The organism is Caenispirillum bisanense, from assembly GCF_039523075.1.
In the GTDB taxonomy this organism is placed as follows: domain Bacteria; phylum Pseudomonadota; class Alphaproteobacteria; order Rhodospirillales; family Rhodospirillaceae; genus Caenispirillum; species Caenispirillum bisanense.
Genome location: NZ_BAAAEP010000059.1, coordinates 1 through 25,984, shown reverse-complemented (window position 1 = coordinate 25,984; position 25,984 = coordinate 1). Strand labels below are relative to the sequence as shown.

The window sequence follows — 25,984 nt, the reverse complement described above, 5'->3', positions numbered from 1 at the left end:
AGCCCGGCCGCCAGGGCGGCGGCCAGGGCGGCGGCGGCGGCCTTGGCGGCCTCGCGCTCCATCTCGGCGGCCATTTCGGCCATCAGTTCTTCCTCGGTGGCGGCGCGCTTGCCGCTGGCCTGGGCGGCCTCCACCTCGGCCAGCAGTTCGGCGGCGACCGGGAAGCCGCCGGCCGACAGCAGCGGACCACCGGCGGCCGGTTCGGGCTCCGGCGCCGGCGGGGCGGTGGCCGGGCGGGCGGCGCCTTCCAGGCGGCCTTCGGCGGCGGCGTTCAGCTGGGTCTTGAGATCCTCGTCGGTGCCTTCGGGCTCCTGCTCGGTGCGCTCCAGGTGGTTGAGGATTTCCTTGATGCGGTCGATGGAGGCCAGGATCAGCGTCACCGCCGCCGGCGTCACTTCCAGTTCGCCGTCGCGGAACTTGCCGAGCACGTTCTCGGCGGCGTGCGCCAGGCTTTCCAGCCGCGGCAGGCCGAGGAAGCCGCAGGTGCCCTTGATGGTGTGGACGAGGCGGAAGATGTTGGAGAGGATGTCCCGGTCGTTGGGGTTCTGCTCCAGGTTGACCAGCTCCACGTCCAGCGTGGCGAGGCTTTCCGAGGTCTCCGTCAGGAATTCACTGAGCAGGTCGTCCATCATCTCTCTCCCGTTGCGCGGCGGTCTTCGGATCGCCGCCCGGCACCCTGGGCCTCACCGCCCCGCCCGCCGGCATCCGTGCCGCACGGGCTTGCAGCCGCCGGCCTTCTGGACGCAGGCGGACTGGGCGCAGCCTCATCGTTTCGGAGGTCACGCTACCACTTCTCGGCAAGTCATAGAAGGACTCATTGCGCACTTCGGGGTAGTCACGGGCCCGCAAAATCAGTCCTGCGGGAGTATCGCGGCGGCCGTGCTACCGGAAGCTTCAACTGTAAACAGAACCTTTCCGCCGAGCCGGCGCGTCAAGGTTCCGGCAAGCCATGCCTGTACCGTGCGGGCGCCCAGTCCGACCGCCGATCCGTCCAGAATCGCCGGCAGGTCCGCCTCCGCCCGGGTGCCCCGTCCGGTACTGGCGGCGGCGAGGCGCAGGCCGTCCGCCTCCGCCTCGGCGGTCACCGCCAGGGTGGTCGGCGCCACGGTGGCATCCAGCGCCACCAGACAAAGGTTGAGCAGCAGCCGCAGCCGGTCCGGCCCCAGCGCCGCCAGCCGGTCGCGGTCGGGCAGCGCCAGGGTGCAGCGCGGCCCGGCCTAGGCGGCCAGCTGGCGCGGCAGGTCGCCCGGCTCCACCGCCCCGGCCATGCCGAAGGCGCCGCGCAGGGTGCGCAGCTTCACCGCCGCGCCGGCGGCGCTGGACGACAGCAGCTCCAGCGCCTCGGCATCCACCATGGCGGGGTCGCCGCCCATCAGTTCCGCCCCGTTGGCGACCGCCCCCACCGGCCCGGCCATGTCGTGGCACAGGCGGGTGGCGATCAGCGCCGCCAGCTCCAGCGGATCGATGGTTCCGGCAGGATCGTCACTCATTTTACCAACCCCCCTCCCGATGGTGACGTTGCCCCTTACATGAAGGGAATGGACCCGGTCCACGAGGGTAACGCCGTCGCCGGTCGGGTCAAGGAATCGAGGAGAAACGGCATGTTCACCGACTTTGTTCCGGGAGTCTTCGTCGTCCACCCCGGCGAGCCGGAGTGGGGCATCGGCCAGGTGCAGTCCGCCGTCGGGGTGCGGGTGACGGTGAATTTCGAGAACGCCGGCAAGCGCACCATCAACACCGGCGTGGTCGACCTGCGGGTGGTGACCGAGGACGAGGCCGTGCTGCCGCACCATTGATGCCGGCACCTGCGCCGTTCGAACGGTGAGCCGCAGCCGCCCCAGGGGCGTTGCCAGCACACCGGAGACTGCTGTGGAGGGCCTGCCATGCCGGGCGAGATCGTCGACCTCACTGCCGTGCGCCTGCAGCGCCACCTGATGACGTTGCACCAGCGTAACGATGCTCTGCAGGCCCTCGCCCAGGGGCAGGTAGACGCCTGCCGCGCCGCCGAGGCGCAGTTGCAGGAGTTGCAGGACAACCTGCGCGGCTTCGCCTCCCGCCTGGACCAGCACCGCCACCGCTGCCTTGGCGCCGCCCGCCGGCTGCGCCGCAGCGTCGAGGCGCTGGAGAGCGGCGACATCGACCGCATGATCGCCGCCCGCGACGACCTGCTGCGCCACATGGACCGCCGCCTGCATCCGTAGGCGGCCCTTCCCGCCGACGCGGAACCTTTGTTACAAGGGCGGATCAAACAGTTCCTGCCGAGGATCCGTCCATGACCGCCAGCGAGCGGACCATCACCCTCTTCCGCGCCGACGTCGCGGAAAGCCGCCACCCCATGATGGGCGTCGTCTGCACCCCCGACGGCAGCGTCGTGCGGGCCTGGGGCGACGACCCCGATGCCGTGGTCTTCCCGCGCTCCGCCCTCAAGCCGCTGCAAGCCCTGCCGCTGGTGGAAAGCGGCGCCGCCGATGCCTTCGCCGTGACGGACGAGGAACTGGCGCTCGCCTGCGCCTCCCACAACGGCTTGCCCATGCATGTGGAGCGGGTGGCGGCGTGGCTGGCGCGCATCGGCTGCACGGTCGACGATCTGGAATGCGGCGCCCACGCCCCCTATGACGCCGCCGCCACCCGGGCCATCCACGCGGCCCATGCGGAGCCGAGCGCCCTGCACAACAACTGCTCCGGCAAGCACACCGGCATGCTGACGGTGTGCCGCCACCTCGGCCTGCCGACGCAAGGCTATTCCCGCGCCGACCACCCGCTGCAGCAGCGCATCCTGACCACCTATGCCGAGACCACCGGCACCCCGGAAAGCGCCATGCCGGTGGGGATCGACGGCTGCTCCCTGCCCGCCGCCGCCATGCCGCTGCGCGGGCTCGCCACCGCCATGGCCCGCTTCGCCGCCCCGGACGGGCACTTCCCGCCGGGCCGGGCGGAGGCCGCCCGCCGCCTCTGCCGCGCCTGGGCCGCCCACCCGGAGCTGGTGGCCGGGCCGCAGACCTTCAACACCGATGCCATGGTGCTCACCGGCGGCCGGGTGCTGCTGAAGCGCGGCGCCCAGGGCGTCTACGGCGGCTGCATCCCCGATACCGGCATCGGCTTCGCCATCAAGGCGGAAAGCGGCAGTTCGGTCGCCGCCGATGCCATGACGGCGGTGGTGATGCGGGCGCTGAAGCTGGTGGACGATGCCACCTGGCAGGCGCTCACCGACCTGCCCTACTTCCGCGAAACCAGCTGGCGCGGCCTGCCCGCCGGCACCTATCGTCCGGAAGGCGGCTGGCCCGCCTGATCCCGGTGCAAGTTGCCAAAAACAGCGAACCCCGCCGTAAGGGCGGGGTTCGCGTTTCCATCACGGCAGAGGCGCGGCCGTTACCAAGCCGTCACCACCGAGGCGCCGAAGCGGTCGGCGATGAACTGCTTCACCTCCGGCGAGTGGTAGGCCTTCACCAGCTTGGCCACCCACTCGGCGTCCTTGTCCGCCTCGCGCACGGCGATGACGTTGGCGTAAGGGCTTTCGGCGCTCTCGATGAAGATGGCGTCCTTCTTCGGGTCGAGGCCGGCGCTCATGGCGTAGTTGGTGTTCACCGCCGCCACCGCCACGTCGTCCAGCGAGCGCGGCAGCTGCGCCGCGTCCAGTTCCTGGAAGCGGACCTTCTTCGGGTTCTCCGCCACGTCCAGCGGCGTCGCCGTCAGGCCGGCGCCGTCGGTGAGCGTGACCAGACCGGCCGACTGCACCAGCAGCAGGGCGCGGCCGCCGTTGGTCGGGTCGTTGGGGATGGCGACGGTGGCGCCCTCGGCCAGCTCCTTCAGGTCGCCGATCTTCTTCGAGTACAGGCCCATGGGGAAGATCACCGTCTTCGCCACGCTGACGATCTTGTAGCCGCGGTCGCGGATCTGGTTGTCCAGGTACGGCTGGTGCTGGAACGAGTTGACGTGCAGGTCGCCGTCGTTCAGCGCCGCGTTGGGCAGCACGTAGTCGGAGAACTCGATGACCTGCAGGTCGAGGCCGTCCTTGGCCGCCACCGCCTTCACCTGTTCCATGATCTCGGCGTGCGGGCCGCCGGTGACGCCGACCTTGAGGGTTTCGGCAGCGGCGGCCGACACCGCCAGGGCAGCGGCCACGACGCCAGCCGCCACGGTCTTGAGGGTACGCGAAACCATCAGGCCTTCTCCTTGGAGATGTTGCGCTTGTTGAGCTTGCGGGCGAGCAGGTCGCCCGAGGTCTGCACGGCCTGCACCAGCACGATCAGCACCACCACCACCGCCAGCATCACCTCCGGCTGGAAGCGCTGGTAGCCGTAGCGGATGCCGAGGTCGCCGAGGCCGCCGCCGCCGACCGCGCCGGCCATGGCGGAATAGCCGATCAGGCTGACCAGGGTGATGGTCAGGCTGGCCACGATGCCCGGCCACGCTTCCGGCAGCAGCACCTTGGCGATGATCTGGTAGGGGGAGGCGCCCATGGCCTGGGCGGCCTCGATCAGCCCGTGGTCGACCTCGCGCAGCGAGGTTTCCACCAGCCGGGCGGCGAAGGGAATGGCGGCGATGCTCAGCGGCACGATGGCGGCGGCGGTGCCGATGGAGGTGCCGACGATCATGCGCGTCAGCGGGATGATCGCCACCATCAGGATGATGAAGGGGGTGGAGCGGGTGGCGTTGACGATCGCCCCCAGCACCCGGTTGACCGCCAGGTTCTGCAGGATGTGGCCGCGCGCCGTGGTCACCAGGATGACCCCGAGCGGGATGCCGACGATGGCGGCAAGGGCGCCGGAAACGGCCACCATCACCGCGGTTTCCTTCAGCGCATCAAGCAGCAGCGCGACGAGTTGCGGCGACATGACCGACGATCTCCCCTTTCAGGCCGTGGGCGGACAGGTATTCCAGGGCCGGCGCCAGCGTCTCGGCGGCGTTCAGCACCTCGACGGTCAGCACGCCGTGGGGCTTGTCCTGGATGTAGTCGATGGAGCCGTGCAGGATGTTGGCCTGCAGGCCCTTGCCGGCGATCAGTTCCCCCAGCACCGGGGTGTTGGCGGCCGGGCCGGTGAAGGTGATGCGCAGCAGCGGGTTGGTGTCGGCGCCCGGAGCCGCCGCCAGCCGCGCTGCCACCGGCGCCGGCAGGTCGTGGTTCAGCAGGTCGCCGACGAAGCTCTGCGCCACCTCCGACCGCGGGGCGGTGAAGACGTCGAACACCGGCCCCTGCTCGACGATGCGCCCGGCGTCGAGCACCACCACCGTGTCGGCAATCTCCTTCACCACCGCCATCTCATGGGTGATGAGCACGATGGTGAGGCCGAGGCGGCGGTTGATGTCCTTCAGCAGCGCCAGGATCGACTGGGTGGTTTCCGGGTCGAGCGCGCTGGTCGCCTCGTCGCACAGCAGCACCGACGGGTCGCCGGCCAGGGCGCGGGCGATGCCGACGCGCTGCTTCTGGCCGCCCGACAGCTGCGCCGGGTAGCGGTCGCGCTTGTCGGTCAGGCCGACGATGTCGAGCAGCGGCTCCACCGCCTTGCGGATGTCCTCGCGCGAGCGGCCGGCGATTTCCAGCGGGAAGGCGACGTTGTCATAGACCGTGCGGCTGGACAGCAGGTTGAAGTGCTGGAACACCATGCCGATGCGGTGCCGCGCCTTGCGCAGGGCGGCGTCGGACAGGGCGGTCATCTCCTGCCCGTCGACGACCACGCTGCCAGAGGTCGGGCGCTCCAGCATGTTGATGCAACGCACCAGCGTCGACTTGCCGGCGCCGGAGCGGCCGATGATGCCGAAGATCTCGCCGCGGTCGACGGTCAGCGAGATGCCGTCGAGCACGGTGGAAGGCCCCGCCTTGGACGGGAACACCTTCACGATGTCGGTCAGCCGGATGACCGGCTGCGACCCTGCCTGAGGGGAGGGGTGGGACACGTCTGCCTACTCCTGGGGCGACCACGGCGGCCCCATGGCCCGCCGGCATGGCGGCGGCACGGGGCGGCGGCGGTCGTGATCGGGAACTGCGAAGGGCGACCGGGAACGATCAGGCCGGCATTCGGCACGGACACGACGGGCGCAGGGCGGCAGCGAAGGCGGCGGTGCGGGTCATGGGCGGTTCCTTTCCACCTGGTGGTGAGAGAACCACGAACGTCGTGTCGTGGCGCTTTAGCGGTTGGTGACGCGGCGCAAGCTGCTCTCGTCAAATTGCCGCGGGGCCGGTCTCGCCCGACCCAGGCGTTGCCGCCATAGATTGGGCATGGCGGCGCCGATGTCAACAATTCCACCTATGCGAATATGGAATACGCGCCAATACACGCGCTTTCCGCTGTTAAATTATCCTCAGGCCTTGTGCAGCAGGTTGAGGGTCATGGGGCGGGTGACGCGCTCGTAGAAGGCGCGCGACAGCAGCACGCCGCCGCCGCTGGCGCTGGTGCCGGTCCATACCAGGTTGCCGTCGAGCACGCCGCACTGGTTCTGGAACACCGCCCCCACCCGCAGGCCGTGGGCGATGCGGGCCGCTTCCCGCGCGTCCTGGGTCCACAGGGCAGCGGAACGGCCATAGGCGCCGTCGTTGATGAGCGACGCCGCTTCCTCGTCGGAGCCGACGCGCACCACCGTCACCACCGGGCCAGGGGTGGGTTCCTCCAGCAGGTCGAGGCCGGCGGCCGGGGCATCGCCCAGCACCACCACCCGCGGCGCCACGTAAAGCCCGGCACCGTCGTCGCGCAGGAACAGGGCCGGGTCCACCGCCTCGGTGGCGCCGCGGGTGGTGGCCTGCAGCAGGCGCTGGCGCAGGGTGACCGCCTCGCTCAGCCGCGCCACCGGGCCGAGGGTCGTATCGGGCTTCAGCGGACTGCCGAGCACCAGCGCGCGGGCGGCATCCCCCAGCATGTCCACCAGCGGATCGTGGGCCTCGGCATGGACGTAGAGGCGCTTCACCGCGCCATAGCCGCGCCCGGCATCGCGGAAGGCGGCGCCGGCGATGGCGGGCGGCGCCGCCGGCAGGGTGGGGTCGCGGGGGGCAAAGGCGGCATCCAGCCCGGCGCCGACGATCTCGATGGGGCGGCTGCGGGCCGACACCGCCGCCACCAGCCAGCGGGTCATGTCCGGCTCGCCGGCGTGGATCACCATGTCCACCTCCACCGCGCCGGCGACGCGGGCGGCATCGGCCTCGGACAGGTGGAGGGTCTGCACCACGTCCTTGGGCAGGCCGGATTCGCGGAAGGCCTTGGCGATCACCTCCGCCGCCAGCGGGGCCTGCGGGCTCGGCCGCACCACCAGGGCATTGCCGGCCAGCAGCGCCGGCAGCATGACGGTCAGCGCCACCAGCCACGGCTGCGCCCACGGCAGGGTGACGAAGACGACGCCATGGGGGACCCGGCGGACGAATCGCTCCACCCCCGGTTCCTCCGGCCCGTGGATGTCGGCCAGGGCATGGGGGCCGAGGCCCATCATGGTGCGGGCCAGATCCTCGGCATCGCGCAGTTCCTGCTCCGCCTGGGCGAGCGGCGTGCCCACCTGCCAGGCGAGGCTTTCGGCGATGCGGGCATAGCCGCCCTTCACCCGGTCCAGTAGCCGCGCCGCCACCGCCACCCGCTCGGTCACCGACTCGCGCCCCCAGCGGTCGCAGGCGAGGCGGGCGAGGGTCAGCGCCTCGGCAATCTGCTGCTCGTCGGCCAGCGGCCGCTCGATGTAGACGGAGCCATCGACGGGGGAGACGACGGACAGGGTGGTCAGGGGTTCGGCGGTCATCGGTGGTGCGGGCTCCCTCCCAGCGGCGCGTGAGGCGGATCACACCATGAACGGGCGGCGCGGTTCAATGCTCCGCGTGACGGACGGTGCGGGAATTGCCCACCGGCCCCGGCGCCGGGCTCAGGCCGGCGAGGCCGGGGCCGCCGGGCGCCGCGCCCGCGCCGCGATCACGGCGGCAGCGGCCAGCAGCAGCGCCGCCGAGGCGGTCAGCACGACCATGAAGGCGGTGTCGAAGGCACCATGCGCCAGGGCGACCAGTCCCGTCGCCATGGCCTCCGGCGCCGTTTCGGCGATGATCAGGGCGGCATCGATGCCGTCCCGCGCCGCCTCCGGCACCGCCAGGGCGGCCGGCGGATCGAAGGTCGCGGTGTAGATCGCCGACAGCAGGCTGCCGAACACGGCGATGCCGAGCAATCCGCCCATCTCGTAAGACACTTCCTCCACCGACGCCACCAGCCCCGCCTTTTCCGCCGGAGCGTTGAGCAGCATGGCGCTGGACGCCGCCGTCATCACGCCGCCGATGGCGACGCCGATGACCGCGAAGGTGACGATCTGCACCGCCAGCCCCGCCTGATGACCGATCAGGTAGCCGAACACGCCAACGCCCGCCAGGGCCAGGGCCGCCCACAGCACGCGCTCGGTCCCCAGGCGCGGCAGAACCACGCCGGTCAGGGGCCCGGCGACGAAGGCCGCCAGCGGAAGGGGCAGGATGGCAAACCCGGCCTGGAGGGGCGACAGGCCGGCGACCAGCTGCATCCGCTGGCTGACCACCAGTTCCATGCCCATGAGCGCGCCGGAGGCCACCAGGGCGCCGATCACCCCGGCGGTGAACACACGGTTGGCGAACAGGCCGAGGTCCAGCATCGGCACCTCCGACCGCTGCTGCCGCCGCACGAAGACGAGGCCGGCGGCAACGCCCACCCCCAGGGCAGCCATCGCCAGCGGCAGCGACGGCGACGGCTTGCTGGCTTCCTTGATGGCGAGCGTGATCCCCACCAGGGCGACCATGATCTGCACCGCCGCGACCAGATCGAACCGCCGCGTCGGGTCGCCCTTTCCGGCCGGGATGATCAGCCCGCCGACCACCAGCGCCACCGCCACCACCGGCAGGTTGATCAGGAACACCGATCCCCACCAGAAGGACTCCAGCAGCACGCCACCGATCACCGGCCCCAGCGCCGCCCCGCCGGAGGCGATGGCCGCCCACACGCCGATGGCGACGGAGCGGTCGCGCGGGTCCTCGAACACATGGCGGATGATGGCGAGCGTCGCCGGCATCATCATGGCGGCGCCGATGCCCAGCACCGCCCGGCTGGCGATGAGGATCGCCGGCGTGGGCGAGAAGGCCGCCGCCAGCGATGCCAGCCCGAACACCACCAGCCCGGCGATGAAGAACCGCTTGTGCCCGAAACGGTCCCCCAGCGCCCCCATGGTCGGCAACAGACCGGCCACCGCCAGGGCATAGGCGCTGACGATCCACAGCTTCTGGGTGCTGGAGGCGTGCAGGTCGTGGGTCAGGCTCGGCAGGGCCAGATAAAGCACGGTCATGTCGACGACGATGAGCAGCAGCCCGCTCGACACGACAGCCAGGACAAGCCAGGGGAGATACGGATAGGGTCTGGTCATTTCGGGTCTTCAGGGGTTGCCAGGGTGCGGAACGGCACCGTCGCCCTATATAAATACATACGTATTGAATTGAAAGAGGTGGGAATGGGCCGCAGGAAGACAATCGATCCGGAAGCACTGCTGGACGTGGCGGAGGAGATCGTCACCACGCAAGGGGCGGCGGCGCTGACCATCGACGCCCTCGCCAAGGCTGCCGGCATCACCAAGGGCGGCGTGCAGTACAGCTTCGGCACCAAGCAGGCCCTGCTGGACGCCATGTTCAAACGGTGGGGGCAGAGCTACGACCGGCAGTTCGAGCGCATCGCCGGCGCCGATCCCGATCCGGTGACGGCGGTACGGGCGCATGTGGAGGCGACCCGGCAATCCGACGACGCCTCCAACGCCAAGGCGGCCAGCCTCATGGCGGTGCTGCTGCAGACGCCGGAGCATCTCGACTCCACCCGCCGCTGGTACCGCGAGCGGCTGGCCGGCCTCGACCCCACCACCGAGGAAGGGCGCCGCGCCCGGCTGGCCTTCTTCGCCACCGAAGGCGCCTTCACCCTGCGCTTCTTCGGCCTCATGGACATTGACGAGGCGGAATGGGCGTCGATCCTGGCCGACATCTCCGCCACCCTGGACTGACCCGGCGGCACGCGCCCCGCCCTTCCCCCTTCCTCCCGCCGCCCCGGTGCCTGTATAACCGCCGCCATGCAGCCCGATCCCAGAAGCGTCCTGCGCAGCGTCTTCGGCTACGACTCCTTCCGCGGCATGCAGGAAGACGTCATCCGCCACGTCATCGGCGGCGGTGACGCCCTGGTCATCATGCCGACCGGCGGCGGCAAGTCGCTGTGCTACCAGATCCCCGGCCTCGTGCGGCCCGGCGTGGCGGTGGTGGTGTCGCCGCTCATCGCCCTCATGCAGGATCAGGTGGAGGCGCTGAAGCAGCTTGGCGTCAAGGCGGCGGCGCTCAACTCCACCCTCGACCGCTTCGAGCAGCAGGAGGTGGAGCGGCAGATGCGGGCCGGCGAGATCGACCTCGTCTACATCGCCCCGGAACGGCTGATGGGCGAAGGCTGCCTCGCCAACCTCGCCCACGTCGACCTCGCCCTGTTCGCCATCGACGAGGCGCACTGCGTCAGCCAGTGGGGCCACGACTTCCGGCCCGAGTACCTGCAGCTGCGCGCCCTGCACGACCGCTTTCCGCACGTGCCGCGCATTGCCCTCACCGCCACCGCCGACGGCCCGACGCGGAAGGAGATCGTCGAGCGGCTGGCGCTGCAGGACGGCCGCCAGTTCATCGCCGGCTTCGACCGCCCCAACATCCGCTATCACGTCCGCGCCAAGACCAACGCCAAGACCCAGCTGCTCGACTTCATCAGGCGCGAGCACGCCGGCGACAGCGGCATCGTCTACTGCATGTCGCGGGCGAAGGTGGAGGAAACGGCGCAGTGGCTGTCGAGCGAAGGCTTCACCGCCCTGCCCTATCACGCCGGCCTGCCGAAGGAGGTGCGGTTCGAGAACCAGGACCGCTTCCTGAAGGAAGAAGGCCTCATCGTCTGCGCCACCATCGCCTTCGGCATGGGCATCGACAAGCCGGACGTGCGCTTCGTCGCCCACCTGGACCTGCCGAAAAGCCTGGAGGCCTATTACCAGGAAACCGGGCGCGCCGGGCGCGACGGCCTGGCCTCCAACGCCTGGATGGTGTTCGGCATGCAGGACGTGGCGCGCCTGCACCAGATGATCGACGGCTCGGAAAGCGGCGAGGAACAGAAGCGCATCGAGCGCCGCAAGGTCGACGCCCTGCTCGCCTACGCCGAGACGGCCAAATGCCGCCGTCAGGTGCTGCTGGAGTACTTCGGCGATACCTGCGAGCCCTGCGGCAACTGCGACACCTGCCTCGACCCGCCGGAGACCTACGACGCCACCGAGGTGGTGCGCAAGGCGCTGTCCGCCGTCTACCGCACCGGCCAGCGGTTCGGCGCCGTGCATGTGATCGACGTGCTGATGGGCACCCTGACCGATAAGGTGAAGCAGTTCGGCCACGACACCACCACCACCTTCGGCATCGGCACCGAGTTCGGCAAGGAGCAGTGGCGCACCGTCTTCCGCCAGATGATCGCCTACGGTCTGGTGCGGTCGGATGCCGATGCCCACGGTGCCCTGGTGCTCACCGACCGCTGCCGGCCGGTGCTGCGCGGCGAGGAAACGGTGATCCTGCGCAAGGACCGCGGCAAGGGGGATCGCCGCGCCGACCGCAAGCCGCGGCCGCAGCTGACCGACCCGGCCGACGACAAGCTGTTCCAGGCCCTGCGCGCCAAGCGCATGGAACTGGCCCGCGCGCAGGGCGTGCCGCCCTACGTCATCTTCCACGACGCGACGCTGATGGCCATCGCCCGCGCCCGGCCCATGGACATGGACGACCTGGCCGACATCGAAGGCGTCGGCGCGTCGAAGCTCGCCCGTTACGGCGAGGACATCATCCAGGTGGTGGTGGACGAAAGCTGAGGCGCCGGCGCCGGCGCCTCAGGAGCGCACGCGCCGGGGCGCGTCAGGAACGCACGCGCCGGGGCGCGTCAGGAACGCACGCGCCGGGGCGCGTCAGGAACGCACGTCCAGCGGCACGCAGTCGTAGCGGCTGAAGGTGCGGCCATCCATCTCGAAGGTGCCGAGCGGCTGCGGCAGGCGGCCAAAGGCGGCGCAGTACCCGGCGGCCTGGGCATCGGCCTCGGCACCGCCGTAGATCACCGTGTAGGGCGACGGGCTGCCGCCCTCCGGCAGGGCGGTGGCGACACCGGGGCCGCTGCCGCCGGCGCAGGCCGTCAGCCCTGCCAGGGCCAGCGCCATCATCACCGCCCGCACCGTCGCCCGATCCGCCCGCATCGCCGTTTCCCCCTGGCAGGTATCCCCTCTGGCAGCGGACCATGCCACAGGGTCGCCGGCTTGACCAGGGTCACCAGGGCGACGGCTCGAACACCCGCCGCCACGGCGGATCGTTGCGGCACAGATCCCACACCCGCGGACCGATCTCCGCCTCCATCGCCTTCAGCCCCTCCAGCAGCACGGCGCGGAAGCGCATGGCGGTGGCCTCGATGGGCGGCTCGTAGATCCACCACGCCAGGAAGTCGGCAAAGACGTCGCGCGCCGTCTCCGGCGCCAGGCCGGAAAACGGCAGCACCGCCGGCAACCAGGTTTCCGGGTCTTCCGGCACGAAGGCCGCCGCCGGCCCGGCGACGCGCGGATCGCCGTGGTAGGCGCGCAGGAAGTTGCGGTAGGCGGCATAGAGCGCATACTGCGTCAGCGCCGCCCCCTCGCCACCGCGCTGCCCGGCGGCGCGGTAGCCCAGGTTGAAGGCCCAGCGGGCGTCATAGCGCAGCTTGGCCGGCGTCGGGTTGACCAGCGGCACGACGGAGGACGGCGGGGACGGTTCGCTCATCGGCTCGGCAGACAGTGGCACGGGCGATCACCCTACCGCCGCGACTCCATCGGCGGCATTCCCCGGAAGCCGCACCCCCTACCCCGGACGATCACCCTCGCCGCCGCCCGCCTGCCTGCGGTAAGGTGGCGGCAGGAGGACCAGACCATGTCAGCGCCCCTCACGGGCAAGGCCGCCGCCTGGCTGCGCCAGGCCCGCCACGATCTCGACCATGCCGCCGTCGCCTGCGGGCACGCGGCCTGGGACTGGGCTGCCTATGCGGCGCAGCAGGCGGCCGAGAAGGCGCTGAAGGCCCTCGTCCTCGCCGCCGGGGAACGGCCGGAGTTCACCCACGACCTGCTGGTCCTGGCGCGGCAGGCCCGCGCCCTCGGCCTGCTGGATGCTGGCGCCGACCTTGGTGACCTGGGCGAACTGACGGCGTTCAACACCCTGTCGCGCTATCCCACCGGCGATGCCCTGTCGGCGCCCTACGAGATGCTGAGCAAGGCCCAGGCCGACCGCGCCGTCGCCACCGCGCAGGCCGTGCTGGCGGCGGTGACGGCGGTGCTGGGGGCCGGCGATGAATAGGGTGGTCGCCGCCCGGGGCCGGCGGCGGGCGGACCTGATCGCCCGCCTGCGCCAGCGGCTGGCGGAGCGGCCGCCGGCCGGGGTGGCGGCGGTGGTGCTGTTCGGCTCCGTCGCCCGCAACGACTTCGACGGCTTCTCCGACATCGACCTGCTGGTGATCGGCCGCGACAGCCTGGACCGCGCCCTGTTCGACGACCTCGGCCGCGGCGTCGACGTGCTGGCGGTTCCGCCGGCCCAGGCGGCGACTCCCGCTGGAGCGGTGGCCGAGGCGCTGGCGGAGGGCGTGGTGCTGTGGGGATCGTGGGACGGGCTGCCGCCCGCCCCCGGCTGACACCCCTGGCCCTGGCGGTGGTGGCGGTGGTAGAGTGGTGGCGGCCCCCAGCGACGACTTCCGTGCCACGAAGCGATTCGCGAGGATGCGCCATGCCCCTGTTTTCCTACCGCTGCACCGCCTGCGCCCACGAGTTCGAAACCCTGGTGCGCGGCGACGATACCCCCGCCTGCCCGGCCTGCGGCGCGGTGACGCTCGACAAGCTGATCTCCCGCCCCGCCCCCGACCTCAAGAGCGGCCGCACCATCGCCGCCGGTCGCCGGGCCGCCGCCCGTGAAGGCCATTTCAGCAACTACAGCCGCAGCGAAACCAAGGGCAGGATCTAGCCCCGCTTGCCTTGCGCCGGCCGCTCCGTCATGCTGTGCCGCCTAACGGCACAGAATATGAGGAGAGTCGCATGTACAAGGATTGGCCCCAGTTCGCGACCGACGTTTCGGGCGCCATGGGTGAGCTGCGCAAGGCCGCGCCCGAGGTGATGCAGGCGTTCTCCGGGCTGGCCAAGGCCGCCACTGCCGAAGGCGTGCTCTCCACCAAGACCAAGGAGCTGATCGCCCTCGGCATCAGCGTCGCCATCCGCTGCGACGGCTGCATCGCCTTCCACGCCCGCGCCGCCGCCCGCTACGGCGCCACCCGCGAGGAAATCGCCGAGACCCTGGGCATGGCCGTGTACATGGGCGGCGGCCCGTCGGCCGTCTACGGCGGCATCGCCATGGAGGCCTTCGACCAGATGAAGGCCGAGATCGACGCCAAGACGGGCGGCTGATCGGTGACGACGCGACGCCCCGCCGCCCGCCGCGGCCCGCCCGGCCGCCGTGTCGCCGCCGCAGCGGCGGCGGTGGTGTTCGCGCTGCTGGTGTCCGCCGCCGGCGGCGGACACGAGGGCGAGACCGAAAAGAAGGAAAAGAAGGATACCGGCCCCCGCCGCGATCAGGCGGATACGCTGTCGGGCCAGTTCATCCTGTTCGATCCGCTGTTCATCCCGGTGGTGGACGAAAAGCGCGGCCGCACCACCTACACCGGCCTCATGGTCCGCCTGGAGCCCAACCCGGAGCGGCGCATGGACGCCTGCTACGCGGTGCCGCGCATCCTCGACGCCCTGGTCATCGAGTTCTACCAGAACCGCCTGACCCGCGAGCAGTTCGAGAAGAAGGGCCCCGCCCGCAAGCGGGTGGAGGACGTGGTCAAGCGCGTGGCCGGACCGCACCTCATCAGCTCCGCCGCCGTCTTCGATCAGGTGCCGGAGCTGGACGACGACAGCATCAAGCTGTCGCGCGCCTGCAAATGACAAGGGCCGGCGCTGCCGCCGGCCCTCTGCCTCTGCCTCCGTCTCGGGCGCCGCATCAGCGCCCCACCGCCCGCCAGCCGATGTCGCGGCGGCAGAATCCGCCCGGCCAATCCAGCGCATCCACCGCCTGATAGGCCCGCGCCTGCGCCTCGCGCACGTCGGCCCCGAGCGCCGTGACGCCCAGCACGCGGCCGCCGGTCGCCACCACGGCGCCGTCCTGCTCCGCCGTGCCGGCATGGAAGACGGTGACGCCGGGCACCGCGCCCGCCGCCGCCAGGCCGCCGATGACGCTGCCCTTCTCGTAGGAGCCGGGGTAGCCGTTGGCGGCCATCACCACCACCAGCGCCGCCTCGTCCTTCCACGCCAGCGACACGTCCGCCAGCCGGCCGTCGGCCGCCGCCTTCAGCACCGGCAGCAGGTCGGACGCCAGCCGCATCATCAGCACCTGGCATTCCGGGTCGCCGAAGCGGACGTTGTATTCCAGCACCTTCGGGGTGCCGTCCGGCGCGATCATCAGGCCGGCGAACAGCACACCGGTATAGGGGCGGCCGTCGGCCACCATGCCTTCGACGGTGGGCACGATGCACTCGCGCATCACCCGCGCCTGCACCTCCGGCGTCACCACCGGAGCCGGGGAATAGGCGCCCATGCCGCCGGTGTTGGGGCCGGTGTCGCCATCGCCCACCGCCTTGTGGTCCTGGGCGGCGGCCAGCGGGATGACGTCGGTGCCCGAAACCAGGGCGAAGAAGCTGGCTTCCTCGCCGGTCAGGAATTCCTCGATCACCACTTCGTCGCCGGCGGCGCCGAACACCTTGTCGCCCATCATCTGGTCGAGCGCCGCCTCGGCCTCGGCCACCGTCTGGCACAGGATGACGCCCTTGCCGGCCGCCAGCCCGTCGGTCTTCACCACGATGGGGGCGCCCTTCTCGCGCACGAAGGCCTTGGCGTCGTCGATGTCGGTGAAGCGGCCGTACCATGCCGTCGGCACGCCGTGGCGGGCCAGCACGTCCTTCATGAAGCCCTTGGAGCCCTCCAACTCCGCCGCCTCGGCGCTCGGCCCGAAGGTGCTGATGCCGGCGTCGCGCAGGGCATCGGCCAGACCCGCCACCAGCGGCGCTTCCGGCCCGACCACCACCAGGTCGATGGCCTGCGCCTTGGCCCAGGCCACCAGCGCCGGGATTTCCTCCGCCTTCAGGCCGGGCAGGCACTCCGCCACCTGGGCGATGCCGGCGTTGCCGGGGGCGCACCACAGCTTCTCGCACAGCGGCGACTGCGCGATCTTCCAGCACAGCGCATGCTCGCGCCCGCCCGAGCCCACCACCAGGACCTTCATCGCCGTCGCCCTCCTCGCCCGATAGGTCGTTCACTGGGGCGGCGTTTTAGCATAAGTTCGGGCCATGACGACCCCCTATTCCCCGCCCGCCGGCGGCCCGCCCCGCCAGCCGCCGCGCAACGTGCCGGAGATGACCGTCTCCGAACTGTCCAACGCGCTCAAGCGCACGGTGGAGGACAGCTTTCCGCTGGTGCGGGTGCGCGGCGAGATCAGCCAGCCGAAGGTCGCCGGCTCCGGCCATTGCTATCTGCGGCTGAAGGACGATCAGGCGGTCATCGACGGCATCATCTGGCGCAACAGCATGATGAAGCTGTCGCTGCGCCCGGAGGAAGGGCTGGAGGTCATCGCCACCGGCCGCCTGACCACCTACCCCGGCCGCTCCTCCTACCAGATCGTCATCGAGTCGATGGAACTGGCAGGCGAAGGCGCCCTGCTGAAGATGCTGGAGGAACGCCGCCGCCGGCTGGCCGCCGAAGGCCTGTTCGACCCCGCCCGCAAGAAGCCCATTCCCTTCCTGCCGCGGGTGATCGGCGTCGTCACCTCGCCCACCGGGGCGGTGATCCGCGACATCCTCCACCGCATCGCCGACCGCTTCCCCCGCCACGTGCTGCTGTGGCCGGTGGCGGTGCAGGGCGAGGCGGCGGCCGAGCAGGTGGCCAACGCCATCCACGGCTTCAACGCCATGCCGGCCGACGGCTCCGGCCCCGTTCCCCGGCCCGACCTGCTGATCGTGGCGCGCGGCGGCGGCAGCCTGGAAGACCTGATGGCCTTCAACGAGGAAATCGTCGTCCGCGCCGCCGCCGCCAGCGTCATTCCGCTGATTTCCGCCGTCGGGCACGAGACCGACACCACCCTCATCGACCACGCCGCCGACCTCCGCGCCCCCACCCCCACCGGCGCGGCGGAAAAGGCGGTGCCGGTGCGGCTGGAACTGGCGGCGCAGATCCGCCAGTGCGGCAGCCGTCTCGACGGTGCTGCCACCCGCCTGCTGGACGAGCGCCGCATGCGGCTGGAGGCCGGCACCCGCGGCCTGCCCGACCTGCCGCGGCTGGTGGAGGATTTCGCCCAGCGGCTGGATGACCGCAGCGAACGGCTCGCCAACGCCCTGCCGCGCCTGCTCGACGGCCTCGATGGCCGGGTGCGCGAGGCCGGCGGCCGGGTGCGCAAGCCGAGCGACCTGATCGCCCTGCGCGCCCAGCACCTGGACAACTGCGGCCGCAGCCTCGACGGCTGCACCCGCCAGCGCCTCGCTGACCGCGCCAACGCCCTCGCCCACGCCGCCGCCCGCCTGCGGCCGGAGCCCCTGCGGGCCGACCTGGAGCGGTCCGGGCGCGAGGTGGAGCGCCTCGGCAAGCTGCTGCGCGACGACCTCGACCGCCTGCTCGGGCGCGTCGACGACCATCTGGCGCGCGAGGGCCGCATGCTGGAAAGCTGCTCGCACAAGAGCGTGCTCAACCGCGGCTTCGCCCTGGTGCGCGACGCCGCCGGCAAGGTGGTGGCCGATCCGCGCGGGGTGCCGGCCGGCGCCGCATGGTCGGTGGAGTTCCGCGATGACCAGCGGGTGGCGGTGACGGTGGGCGACACCGCCGCCGATGCCGCGCCGCCCCCGGCGCCGCCGGCGCCACCGCCGTCGTCGGACGACCAGCCGCTCAAGCCGCGCAAGAGCCAGCGCGCCGTTGCCGCCGAGCCCCGCTTCCAGGGCCGCCAGGGGAGTCTGTTCTGATGCGTTTGCGCCCGCTTGCCGCCACGGCCGCCGTCGTCCTCGGCCTGCTGCTGCCCGCCGCCGCCGCCCTGGCCGCCGACCTGACCGGGCGGCCGGAACAGGGTGGCCTCGTCGTCGGCCGCACCGAGCCGGGGGCCCGCGTCAGCCTGGACGGGCGGCCGGTGCGGGTCGATCCGCAGGGGCGCTTCGTCATCGGCTTCAACCGCGATCATCCGCCCGCCGCCGAACTGGCGGAGGAATTTCCCGACGGCCGCCGCACCGTCACCGCCCTGACGGTGGCGCCGCGCCAGTGGGACATCCAGCGCATCGACGGCCTGCCGCCGCAGAAGGTCACCCCCGACCCCAAGCTGCAGGAGCGCATCCGCGAAGAGAACGCCCGCATCGCCGCCGTCCGCAAGTCCGACCGCCCCGACCCCGACCTGTTCGGCGGCTTCGTGGCGCCGGTGCAGGGGGAAACGCGCATCTCCGGCGTGTTCGGCAGCCAGCGCATCCTCAACGGCGAGGCCCGCAGCCCCCACTCCGGCACCGACTACGCCGCGCCGGAAGGCACGCCGGTAGTGGCGACCGGGCCGGGGAAGGTCTCGCTGGCGGAGGACGACCTGTTCTTCACCGGCAAGACGGTGATGATCGACCACGGCTTCGGCCTGCAGTCGGTCTACGCCCACCTCAGCCGCTTCGACGTCAGCGTCGGCCAGCGGGTGGAGCCTGGGCAGGTGATCGGCGCCATCGGCGCCACCGGCCGCGCCACCGGCCCGCACCTGCACTTCGGCCTCAGCTGGTTCGACGAACGCCTGGACCCGGAAACCGCCCTGCCGCTGCTGTTCCGCGTCGGGGAATAGGCAGGGCGGGGGTGGGGGCGGCTGTTTTTCACCACCAAGGCACAAAGACACCAAGGGGTGCGGTGATTAGCCACCAAGACACCAAGAACACCAAGAGAGCGGCGCCGGGCGGACACGCTTGCGCCCCATCCTGAGCCTCTGGAGTGTTCTGCGGCCTGCGGCCGCGAAGTCAATGCACTGCCGGCCAGACTCGCAGCCCCATCCGCTGATCATCGGCGACGCAGTGGGCACGGCCTCTTGGTGTACTTGGTGCCTTGGTGGCTAACCCGCCGCGCCGCCAGCCAGGAACGCAGCCGTATCCGCTGACCGCCGACGACGCAGTGGGCACAGCGCCTTGGTGTCTTGGTGCCTTGGTGGTGAAAAACCGCCGCCGAACCAGCCTCACGCCCCCGGGCGTTCGCGCATGGCCGGGCGGACCGGGCGGCCGCCGGTGGCGGGGCGGAAGCCGGGGAGGACGGCGTAGGCGCGGCGGCGGGCCGGGGCCTTGTCGTGCGGCAGGGCGTAGATCTGCTTCGCCGCCTCCACCACCAGCACGCCGGCCACCGCGTTGGTCCACCGCCAGCGCCCGGCCAGATCCTCCACCGCCTTGGCCCAGGCCAGCGCCATGCGCCAGCGCACCGGCGGCATGTAGAGCGCCGCCGTCACCTCCAGCGGCGTGAACATGTTGTCGCGCAGCAGGCGGGTCAGCTGGCGTTCGGAATAGGGGCGGCCGGTGCCGAAGGGCGTGCGCTCCAGCCGCGCCCAGATGCCCCGCCGGTTGGGGGTGACGATGGCCATGCGGCCGCCGTCGGCCAGCACTCGCCAGCATTCGCGCATCATCGCCCGCATGTGCTCGGTATGCTCCAGCCCGTGGACGATGATCAGGCGGTCGATGGAGCTGTCGGGCAGCGGCAGTTCGGTCTCGTCGGCCAGCATCACCCGGTTGGGGCCTTCCTGCGGCCAGCGCAGCACGCCCTGGGCCGGCGGCATGACGGCCATCACCCGCTCGCTGCCGTCGAGGAAGGGGCGCAGGAACGGCGTCGCGAAGCCCACCCCCAGCACCCGCATGCCGCGGGTATCGGGCCACAGCTGGCGCAGCCGCCGGCTGAGCAGCCGGCGCGCCATCTGCCCCAGGCTGCTGTCGTAGAAATCGCGCAGGTCTACGATATCGGTCCACATCGCGGCAGGAAGCTTACCACGAGGGTCGGGAGGCTGTCGCGCAGGAGCCGGAAGCACGGTCAGCGGGGGCCCTCAGCGCAGCTCTGCCCGCAGCCGCTCGCCCAACGCCGCGCAGGCATCGACGAGGGCGGGGTCGAGGCCGGCGCCAGGGCGTTCGCGCACCAGCGGCACCAGCTTCAGCGCCAGCGGATCGCCGCCGCAGGCGGCATGGCTGACCCGCTCGGCGGCCAGACGGCAGCGGCGGGCATCGGGGCGTCCGGCGCCGTCGTGGTGCAGGGCAGCCTCGGCCAGATGCTCGATCTCGCGGATTTCGTGGGCGGTGAAGCCACGGACCCGCAGGGTGTGCAGCGTCTTCTGTGTCAGCATGGCGGTGTCCTCCGCAACGGACTGTACGCCTGGGACGGCAGCCTGGCAGTGCGCCCGATCACGCCGGCTGCGTTGAAAACTCATGGCGGCTATGACATGGGTGCCTGCCGGACGAACCCAACCGCGCCCGCCGCAGGGCAGCGGGGCGCAAGGAGCATACGATGACCATCGCGCGAACGGAACGCCTGATCATCCGCCCCTGGCGCGATGACGACCTGCCGGCCTTCGCCGCCCTCAATGCCGACCCGGCAGTGATGGAGCACTTCCCGGCCACCCTCGACCGTGCCGACAGCGATGCCCTGGCCGACCGCATCCGCGCCGCCGCCGACGTCGACAGCGGCATCGGCTTCTGGGCGGTGGAGGTGCCCGGCGTGGCGCCGTTCATCGGCTTCGTCGGCCTGCGCCGGGTGGGGCCGGAGATGCCCTTCGCGCCGGCGGTGGAAATCGGCTGGCGGCTGGCGCGCGACCGGTGGGGCCACGGCTACGCCAGCGAGGCGGCGCGGGCCATGCTGGCGGTGGGCTTCGGCCGCTGCGGCCTGGCGGAGATCGTCGCTTTCACCGTGCCGGCCAATGCCCGCTCGCAGGCGGTGATGCGGCGCCTCGGCATGACCCGCGACGCCGCCGCCGACTTCGAGCATCCGGCCCTGCCGGCGGGCCATCCGCTGCGCCTGCACGTTCTCTACCGGCTGACGGCCGCCGCCGCCGGATGGTAGGCTGACCGCCGCCGCCCCTCTCCCCCAAGATCCCCAAGGAGACCGCCCGTGGCCCGCCTCGTGATCGACCAGATCCCCGTGCTGTCGGACAACTACATCTACCTCGTCCACGAGCCGGAAACCGACCGCACCGCCGTGGTCGACCCGGCGGAGGCCGAGCCGGTGCTGCAGCGGGCCGAGGCCATGGGCTGGCGCATCACCCATATCCTCAACACCCACCACCACGGCGACCATGTGGGCGGCAACCTGGAGATCAAGGCCCGCACCGGCTGCACCATCATCGGCCCGCGCGCCGACGCCGACCGCATCCCCGGCCTCGACGAGGCGGTGGGCACGGGCGACACCGTGCGGCTGGGGGCGGCGACGGCGGCGGTGTTCGACGTGCCCGGCCATACGCGGGGTCACATCGCCTATCACTTCGCCGATGACAGCGCCCTGTTCTGCGGCGATACCCTGTTCTCGCTCGGCTGCGGCCGCATGTTCGAGGGCACGCCGCCGCAGTTCTGGACCTCGCTGCAGACCCTGCGCGCCCTGCCCGACGGCACCCGCGTGTTCTGCGCCCACGAATACACCGAAAGCAACCTGCGCTTCGCCCTCTCCATCGACCCCGACAACGAGGCGCTGAAGGCCCGCGGCCGCGAGGTGGAGCGCCTGCGCGCCGCCGGCCTGCCGACGGTGCCGTCGATCCTGGCGGAGGAGAAACAGGCCAACCCCTTCCTCCGCGCCGACGACCCCACCCTCGCCGCCCACCTCGGCCTCCCCGCCGCCTCCCCGGAGGCCGTGTTTGCGGAGGTGCGGGGGCGGAAGGACCGGTTCTGAGGGGGGGATAGGGCGGGGTTTGAACCACAAAGGCACAAAGACACCAAGGCGCTGTGCCCACTGCGTCGTCGGTGGTCAGCGGATACGGCTGCGATCCTGGCTGGCGGGGCGGCGGGTTAGCCACCAAGGCACCAAGGACACCAAGGGCGGCGGCGCCCGGCGGGGACGCTATCCCCTCCGGGGGCGGCCTGAGTTACCTGGGCGGTCACGGCAAGCTGGTGCTCAGTTAAACCCTGGCGATTTCCCGGCACCGTTCCTCGGCGGAAAGTCCGGCGCGGTCGAAGGCTTCGGCCCGGGCGCGGGCCGCGGGCGTCTGGACGATGCCCTCGACGGCGTTGCTCTGCGTCACCTCGGCGTTGCTGAGCACCCGGACGCCGACCATCCTGGCGCGCTGTGCCTGCCCCGAGGCCTTCGGAGACTCCGACACCGCACTCTCCCGTCTCGGAACAGAGGATTTCCTGATCATACCAACAACCACGCCCTCCCTCACCGCCCGAACGTCACCGTTTCCACGGCGCGGGCGATCTTGTCTTCGGGCCAGGGGATGGGGTCGGAGGGGGCAGCGTCGGGGGAGGTGATGGTGGTGCCGGTGCCGGGGGTGGTGAGCGTGACGGTGCCGCCCGGCGTCGTCACCTCCACCACGCCCGACAGCACGAAGACACCGTACTCGCCGTCGATGGGGCCGCCCCAGACGTCGGTGCCGCGGATGCCGATGGTGGCGACCGGGGTGACGATGGTGGTGCCGGGGCGGTGATGCAGCGCGCCCGTCAGCAGGCGAAAAGCGCCGTCGACAGTCAGCTGCAGCAGCGAGTCGGCCTCGCCCACCGTCAGTTCGTCCACCACCAGATGGGCGTTTTCCCCGAGGATCAGGGAGCCTTCGTCGAGCAGCGCCACCTGCAGCCGCGACTCGGCGCCGGTGCGCAGGCCGTCGCGCCAGGCGACCGGCGCGCTGGGACCGAGCACCGCCGAGGTCTCGCCCCGCTGCGCCACCGCCTCGCCCTGCACGCGGGAGACGATGCCCACCGGCCGCGGCGCCTCGTCACCGGCGGCGGCAAGGGCGGCCGGCAGGGGCGCTGCCGCGGCGGCGGCCAGGGATACGAGCAGGGCGGCAAGAAGACGGCGCATGCCGGCTGGTCCTTTCGTCAACGGTCACCCGGTTCAGATAGGACCGATCAGCCGGCAAAGGAAGCACTCCGCCGGCGAGCCCGCCGCCTCAGGGGAGGTAGCGCAGGAAGCTCACCTGGGCGCGGCCGTAGGTGCGGGTGTCGACGGCGGTGAAGCCAGCCGGCACCACCATGTCGCGGCCGGCCGGCATCTCCACCACCACCACCGCGCCCGGGGCGATCCAGCCCTGCGCCGCCAGGGCGGTCAGGGCCGGGGTTTCCAGGCCGCTGGCATAGGGCGGGTCCATGAGCACCAGCCGGCAGGCCTCGGGGGCCGGCGGCGGCCGGGTGGCGTCGCCGCGCACGATGGAGACCTGCCGCTGCGCCGCCAGCGCCTCCACGTTGGCATGCAGCACCTGCAGCGAGTCGGGGCTGGCATCCATGAAGGTGACGTGGGCGCCGCCGCGCGACAGCGCCTCCAGCCCCAGGGCCCCGGTGCCGGCAAAGGCATCCAGCACGCGGGCGCCGTGCAGGGTGAAGTCGTCGGCATCCCACCCGTGGGCGAGCTTGTTGAAGATCGCCTCGCGGGTGCGGTCGGAGGTGGGGCGGACGTCGCGCCCCTCCGGCGCCGCCAGCTTGCGGCCCCGCCAGGTGCCGGCGACGATGCGCATCAGCCGCGGCCCCCGCGCCGGTCGGCGTTGGGCTTCGCCTTGGCCTTGGCGGCGGAGGGGCGCATGCGCTTCTTCGGCTTGGCGACGGCGGTACCGCCGGCGTGGCCCTCGCCCTTGGGCTTCGGCTTCTTCTGGCCGCCCAGCTGCTCGCGCAGCACCTTGGCCGGCACTTCGTCGATGACGCCGCGCTCCAGCAGGCCCAGGTGGAAGGGACCGTAGGAGATGCGCAGCAGGCGGGTGACGGAGTAGCCGAGATGCTCCATCACGCGGCGCACCTCGCGGTTCTTGCCCTCGGTCAGGGCGACCGTGACCCAGGCGTTGGCGCCCTGCTGGCGGTCCAGCGTCGCGGTGATGGGGCCGTAGTGGACGCCATCGACGGTGACGCCCTTCTCCAGCGTCGCCAGCACTTCCGGCTTCACCTGGCCGTGGACGCGCACGCGGTAGCGGCGCACCCAGCCGTTGGACGGGTGTTCCAGCTTGCGCGCCAGCTCGCCGTCGTTGGTGAGCAGCAGCAGGCCCTCGGAGTTGATGTCCAGGCGCCCGACGGAGATGACGCGCGGCAGGCGGTCGGACACCTTCTCGAACACCGTAGGCCGGCCTTCGGGGTCCTTGTGCGTCGTCACCACGCCGGCCGGCTTGTGGTAGCGCCACAGGCGGGCCGGTTCCGGCGGCAGCACCGGCTTGCCGTCGACCTGGATCTGCTCGTCGCCGGTGACCAGGGTGGCGGGCGTGTCGATGATGCGGCCGTCGACCTTGACGCGGCGCTCGGCGATCAGCTTCTCGGCATCGCGGCGGGAGGCGACGCCGGCCCGCGCCAGGTACTTGGCGATGCGGTCGGGCTTGGCCGCCGCGGCGGCGGGGGCACCGGCGGCGGGCGGGGGAGTGTCGTCGCGGTCGGTCATGCGGCGCAGGCCTTCACGAAAGCGGCCAGGATGGCGTCGTCGGCCGGGCTGATGGAATACTCGGGGTGCCACTGGACGCCGAGGCAGAACGGATGCGCCGGGTCCTCGACGCCTTCGATCACCCCGTCGGGGGCGACGGCATTGACCACCAGGCCCGCCGGCACCGTCTTCACCGCCTGATGATGGGCGGAATTGACCGGGAACTCGCGCCGGCCGGTGACCCGGTGCAGCAGCGTGCCCTCGGTGACGGCGACCGAGTGGCCGGGCTCGGTGCGCGGGTTGGGCTGTTCGTGCGGCAGCGGGTCGGCGACCTCGTCCGGGATGTGCTGGATGAGGGTGGAGCCGAGGATCACCGCCAGCAACTGCTGGCCGCCGCAGATGCCGAGGATGGGCATGCCGCGGGCATGGGCGCCCTTGCAGATGGCCAGCTCGAAATCGGTGCGGCCTTCCTTCAGGGTCACCGTGCCGTGGCGCTCGGCGGCGCCGAAAAGGGCGGGGTCGACGTCGAAGGCGCCGCCGGCCACCAGCAGGCCGTCGATCATGGACAGGTACTGCTCGGCGTGGTCCGCATGGTGCGGCAGCAGGATCGGCGTGCCGCCGGCCCGCACGACGGCCTCGCAGTAGTTCTTGCGCAGGGCATACCAGGGCAGCGCGGAATAGCCGCCGCCGTTTTCGCTGTCGAGCGGGATGCCGATCACGGGTCGTTTGTTCATGGCCCCTTACTTACGCCGGAGGCGACAGGGGCGCAATGGGTTCCCCGCTTGACGCCCGCCGCCGGCCGCCGCACCTTCGCGCCATGAGCGACAGCAATCCCTTCATGGCCGCCGCCTTCGCCGCTGCCGAGGCGGCGGGGGCACGGGGCGAGGTGCCCATCGGCGCGGTGGTGGTGGAAGCCGCCAGCGGCCGCATCCTGGCCGCCGCCGGCAACCGCACCGAGGCCGAAGCCGACCCCACCGCCCATGCCGAGCTGCTGGCGATCCGCGCCGCCTGCGCGCTGCGCGGCGACCCGCGGCTGCCCGACTGCGACCTGTATGTCACCCTGGAACCCTGCCCCATGTGCGCGACGGCCATCGGCTTCGCCCGCATCCGCCGGCTGTACTTCGCGGCCTACGACCCCAAGGGCGGCGGGGTGGAACACGGCCCCCGCATCTACGACCACCCGACCTGCCACCACCGCCCGGAGGTCTACGGCGGCATCGGCGAGCAGCGGGCGGCGGCCCTGCTGCGCGCCTTCTTCCAGGCCCGCCGCTGACACGGCCCTTCCTCACCCGTAGAGCCCCCCACCAGCTTGCCCCGCAAGCTGGCCGGCGCGACCGCGCCGCGCGGCTTATGCCGCGAGAGCCAAGCGGCCAAAGGCCGCGCCCGGCGCTTGAGATACCGTGTCGGGCGTCAAGTCGGGACGAAGGGGCGGCGGGTTTTCATG

The 25,984-nt window shown here is 71.7% G+C and carries 33 protein-coding genes; 15 read left to right on the top strand and 18 right to left on the bottom strand.

All coding sequences use genetic code 11. The features are described from left to right. The 3 genes from ABD056_RS19690 to ABD056_RS19680 form a co-directional block, all read right to left on the bottom strand. Positions 1-629, bottom strand: a 629-nt coding sequence (locus tag ABD056_RS19690; protein WP_343869532.1) for an Hpt domain-containing protein, incomplete at its 3' end; no start/stop codon positions are given. A gap of 222 nt (positions 630-851) precedes the next feature. Next, the gene (locus tag ABD056_RS19685) at positions 852-1,166 is read right to left on the bottom strand and encodes a histidine phosphotransferase family protein (RefSeq protein WP_343869538.1); all 315 of its coding nucleotides are present in this window, start codon (positions 1,164-1,166) and stop codon (positions 852-854) included. A 51-nt stretch (positions 1,167-1,217) separates the two neighbouring features. After that, positions 1,218-1,490 (bottom strand): hypothetical protein, encoded by a 273-nt coding sequence (locus tag ABD056_RS19680; protein WP_343869530.1) that lies wholly within the window; start codon positions 1,488-1,490, stop codon positions 1,218-1,220. A 111-nt stretch (positions 1,491-1,601) separates the two neighbouring features. On the opposite strand from ABD056_RS19680, the gene ABD056_RS19675 reads away from it, so the two are divergent. The 3 genes from ABD056_RS19675 to ABD056_RS19665 all read left to right on the top strand — a co-directional run bounded on the left by ABD056_RS19675 (position 1,602) and on the right by ABD056_RS19665 (position 3,289). After that, the gene (locus tag ABD056_RS19675) at positions 1,602-1,796 is read left to right on the top strand and encodes a DUF3553 domain-containing protein (protein ID WP_343869528.1); all 195 of its coding nucleotides are present in this window, start codon (positions 1,602-1,604) and stop codon (positions 1,794-1,796) included. Positions 1,797-1,883: 87 nt separating this feature from the next. Further along, complete coding sequence (locus ABD056_RS19670; RefSeq protein WP_343869525.1) at positions 1,884-2,201, top strand: hypothetical protein; 318 nt, start codon at positions 1,884-1,886, stop codon at positions 2,199-2,201. A gap of 71 nt (positions 2,202-2,272) precedes the next feature. Beyond that, entirely contained in the window at positions 2,273-3,289 is a 1,017-nt protein-coding gene (locus ABD056_RS19665) for an asparaginase (protein ID WP_343869523.1), read from the top strand. Positions 3,290-3,369: 80 nt separating this feature from the next. Here the strand turns inward: ABD056_RS19665 and ABD056_RS19660 are convergent, their stop codons facing one another. The 5 genes from ABD056_RS19660 to ABD056_RS19640 form a co-directional block, all read right to left on the bottom strand. Continuing rightward, on the bottom strand, positions 3,370-4,161 hold the full coding sequence (locus tag ABD056_RS19660; protein WP_343869521.1) for a MetQ/NlpA family ABC transporter substrate-binding protein: 792 nt from the start codon (positions 4,159-4,161) through the stop codon (positions 3,370-3,372). Then, entirely contained in the window at positions 4,161-4,835 is a 675-nt protein-coding gene (locus ABD056_RS19655; RefSeq protein ID WP_343869519.1) for a methionine ABC transporter permease, read from the bottom strand. Before ABD056_RS19655 ends, ABD056_RS19660 begins: the two co-directional genes overlap by 1 nt. Beyond that, positions 4,804-5,856, bottom strand: coding sequence for a methionine ABC transporter ATP-binding protein (locus tag ABD056_RS19650; protein ID WP_343869536.1), 1,053 nt, complete (start codon positions 5,854-5,856; stop codon positions 4,804-4,806). Before ABD056_RS19650 ends, ABD056_RS19655 begins: the two co-directional genes overlap by 32 nt. Before the next feature lie 444 nt (positions 5,857-6,300). Next, positions 6,301-7,713, bottom strand: a complete 1,413-nt coding sequence (locus tag ABD056_RS19645; RefSeq protein ID WP_343869517.1) for an aldehyde dehydrogenase family protein — start codon at positions 7,711-7,713, stop codon at positions 6,301-6,303. A gap of 120 nt (positions 7,714-7,833) precedes the next feature. Beyond that, a complete protein-coding gene (locus tag ABD056_RS19640; protein WP_343869515.1) occupies positions 7,834-9,339 on the bottom strand; it encodes an MFS transporter in 1,506 nt (501 codons plus the stop codon). A gap of 84 nt (positions 9,340-9,423) precedes the next feature. On the opposite strand from ABD056_RS19640, the gene ABD056_RS19635 reads away from it, so the two are divergent. Further along, a complete protein-coding gene (locus ABD056_RS19635) occupies positions 9,424-9,960 on the top strand; it encodes a TetR/AcrR family transcriptional regulator (RefSeq protein ID WP_343869513.1) in 537 nt (178 codons plus the stop codon). Between the two features lie 66 nt (positions 9,961-10,026). Beyond that, positions 10,027-11,823: a DNA helicase RecQ gene (gene recQ / locus ABD056_RS19630; protein WP_343869511.1), complete on the top strand. Its 1,797-nt coding sequence runs from the start codon at positions 10,027-10,029 to the stop codon at positions 11,821-11,823. A gap of 93 nt (positions 11,824-11,916) precedes the next feature. On the opposite strand, the gene ABD056_RS19625 is transcribed toward recQ, so the two are convergent. Continuing rightward, the gene (locus ABD056_RS19625; RefSeq protein ID WP_343869509.1) at positions 11,917-12,198 is read right to left on the bottom strand and encodes a hypothetical protein; all 282 of its coding nucleotides are present in this window, start codon (positions 12,196-12,198) and stop codon (positions 11,917-11,919) included. Between the two features lie 70 nt (positions 12,199-12,268). Continuing rightward, the gene (locus ABD056_RS19620) at positions 12,269-12,751 is read right to left on the bottom strand and encodes a hypothetical protein (RefSeq protein WP_343869507.1); all 483 of its coding nucleotides are present in this window, start codon (positions 12,749-12,751) and stop codon (positions 12,269-12,271) included. Positions 12,752-12,898: 147 nt separating this feature from the next. On the opposite strand from ABD056_RS19620, the gene ABD056_RS19615 reads away from it, so the two are divergent. The 5 genes from ABD056_RS19615 to ABD056_RS19595 all read left to right on the top strand — a co-directional run bounded on the left by ABD056_RS19615 (position 12,899) and on the right by ABD056_RS19595 (position 14,934). Next, positions 12,899-13,318, top strand: a complete 420-nt coding sequence (locus tag ABD056_RS19615; protein ID WP_343869506.1) for a HEPN domain-containing protein — start codon at positions 12,899-12,901, stop codon at positions 13,316-13,318. 1 nt (position 13,319) lies between these two features. Then, entirely contained in the window at positions 13,320-13,649 is a 330-nt protein-coding gene (locus ABD056_RS19610) for a nucleotidyltransferase family protein (protein ID WP_343869503.1), read from the top strand. A 92-nt stretch (positions 13,650-13,741) separates the two neighbouring features. Further along, positions 13,742-13,975 (top strand): FmdB family zinc ribbon protein, encoded by a 234-nt coding sequence (locus ABD056_RS19605; RefSeq protein WP_343869500.1) that lies wholly within the window; start codon positions 13,742-13,744, stop codon positions 13,973-13,975. Positions 13,976-14,046: 71 nt separating this feature from the next. Continuing rightward, positions 14,047-14,412 (top strand): carboxymuconolactone decarboxylase family protein, encoded by a 366-nt coding sequence (locus ABD056_RS19600; protein ID WP_343869498.1) that lies wholly within the window; start codon positions 14,047-14,049, stop codon positions 14,410-14,412. Positions 14,413-14,415: 3 nt separating this feature from the next. Continuing rightward, entirely contained in the window at positions 14,416-14,934 is a 519-nt protein-coding gene (locus ABD056_RS19595; RefSeq protein ID WP_343869496.1) for a hypothetical protein, read from the top strand. A 55-nt stretch (positions 14,935-14,989) separates the two neighbouring features. Here the strand turns inward: ABD056_RS19595 and purD are convergent, their stop codons facing one another. Then, positions 14,990-16,267, bottom strand: a complete 1,278-nt coding sequence (gene purD / locus ABD056_RS19590; RefSeq protein ID WP_343869493.1) for a phosphoribosylamine--glycine ligase — start codon at positions 16,265-16,267, stop codon at positions 14,990-14,992. Between the two features lie 64 nt (positions 16,268-16,331). On the opposite strand from purD, the gene xseA reads away from it, so the two are divergent. Further along, positions 16,332-17,990, top strand: coding sequence for an exodeoxyribonuclease VII large subunit (gene xseA, locus ABD056_RS19585; RefSeq protein ID WP_343869491.1), 1,659 nt, complete (start codon positions 16,332-16,334; stop codon positions 17,988-17,990). After that, positions 17,990-18,829 (top strand): M23 family metallopeptidase, encoded by an 840-nt coding sequence (locus ABD056_RS19580; protein ID WP_343869489.1) that lies wholly within the window; start codon positions 17,990-17,992, stop codon positions 18,827-18,829. Before xseA ends, ABD056_RS19580 begins: the two co-directional genes overlap by 1 nt. Before the next feature lie 381 nt (positions 18,830-19,210). Here the strand turns inward: ABD056_RS19580 and ABD056_RS19575 are convergent, their stop codons facing one another. Together ABD056_RS19575 and ABD056_RS19570 are read right to left on the bottom strand one after the other, a co-directional pair. Continuing rightward, a complete protein-coding gene (locus tag ABD056_RS19575; RefSeq protein WP_343869487.1) occupies positions 19,211-19,987 on the bottom strand; it encodes a class I SAM-dependent methyltransferase in 777 nt (258 codons plus the stop codon). A gap of 72 nt (positions 19,988-20,059) precedes the next feature. Further along, the gene (locus tag ABD056_RS19570) at positions 20,060-20,353 is read right to left on the bottom strand and encodes a hypothetical protein (protein ID WP_343869485.1); all 294 of its coding nucleotides are present in this window, start codon (positions 20,351-20,353) and stop codon (positions 20,060-20,062) included. Between the two features lie 161 nt (positions 20,354-20,514). On the opposite strand from ABD056_RS19570, the gene ABD056_RS19565 reads away from it, so the two are divergent. Together ABD056_RS19565 and gloB are read left to right on the top strand one after the other, a co-directional pair. Further along, the gene (locus tag ABD056_RS19565) at positions 20,515-21,066 is read left to right on the top strand and encodes a GNAT family N-acetyltransferase (protein ID WP_343869484.1); all 552 of its coding nucleotides are present in this window, start codon (positions 20,515-20,517) and stop codon (positions 21,064-21,066) included. A 48-nt stretch (positions 21,067-21,114) separates the two neighbouring features. Beyond that, on the top strand, positions 21,115-21,885 hold the full coding sequence (gloB, locus tag ABD056_RS19560; protein WP_343869482.1) for a hydroxyacylglutathione hydrolase: 771 nt from the start codon (positions 21,115-21,117) through the stop codon (positions 21,883-21,885). 226 nt (positions 21,886-22,111) lie between these two features. Here the strand turns inward: gloB and ABD056_RS19555 are convergent, their stop codons facing one another. From ABD056_RS19555 to ABD056_RS19535, 5 genes are all read right to left on the bottom strand, one after another. Beyond that, complete coding sequence (locus ABD056_RS19555) at positions 22,112-22,351, bottom strand: hypothetical protein (RefSeq protein WP_343869481.1); 240 nt, start codon at positions 22,349-22,351, stop codon at positions 22,112-22,114. A gap of 20 nt (positions 22,352-22,371) precedes the next feature. Continuing rightward, on the bottom strand, positions 22,372-23,010 hold the full coding sequence (locus tag ABD056_RS19550) for a FecR family protein (protein ID WP_343869479.1): 639 nt from the start codon (positions 23,008-23,010) through the stop codon (positions 22,372-22,374). A gap of 88 nt (positions 23,011-23,098) precedes the next feature. After that, positions 23,099-23,659 (bottom strand): 16S rRNA (guanine(966)-N(2))-methyltransferase RsmD, encoded by a 561-nt coding sequence (rsmD, locus tag ABD056_RS19545; RefSeq protein WP_343869476.1) that lies wholly within the window; start codon positions 23,657-23,659, stop codon positions 23,099-23,101. Then, entirely contained in the window at positions 23,659-24,561 is a 903-nt protein-coding gene (locus ABD056_RS19540; RefSeq protein ID WP_343869474.1) for a pseudouridine synthase, read from the bottom strand. The genes rsmD and ABD056_RS19540 overlap by 1 nt, the downstream gene beginning before the upstream one ends. Next, entirely contained in the window at positions 24,558-25,274 is a 717-nt protein-coding gene (locus ABD056_RS19535; protein WP_343869472.1) for a gamma-glutamyl-gamma-aminobutyrate hydrolase family protein, read from the bottom strand. Before ABD056_RS19535 ends, ABD056_RS19540 begins: the two co-directional genes overlap by 4 nt. An 83-nt stretch (positions 25,275-25,357) precedes the next feature. Here ABD056_RS19535 and ABD056_RS19530 point away from each other — a divergent pair, with 83 nt between their 5' ends. Continuing rightward, positions 25,358-25,813: a nucleoside deaminase gene (locus tag ABD056_RS19530; RefSeq protein WP_343869534.1), complete on the top strand. Its 456-nt coding sequence runs from the start codon at positions 25,358-25,360 to the stop codon at positions 25,811-25,813. Positions 25,814-25,984 lie beyond the last annotated feature (171 nt).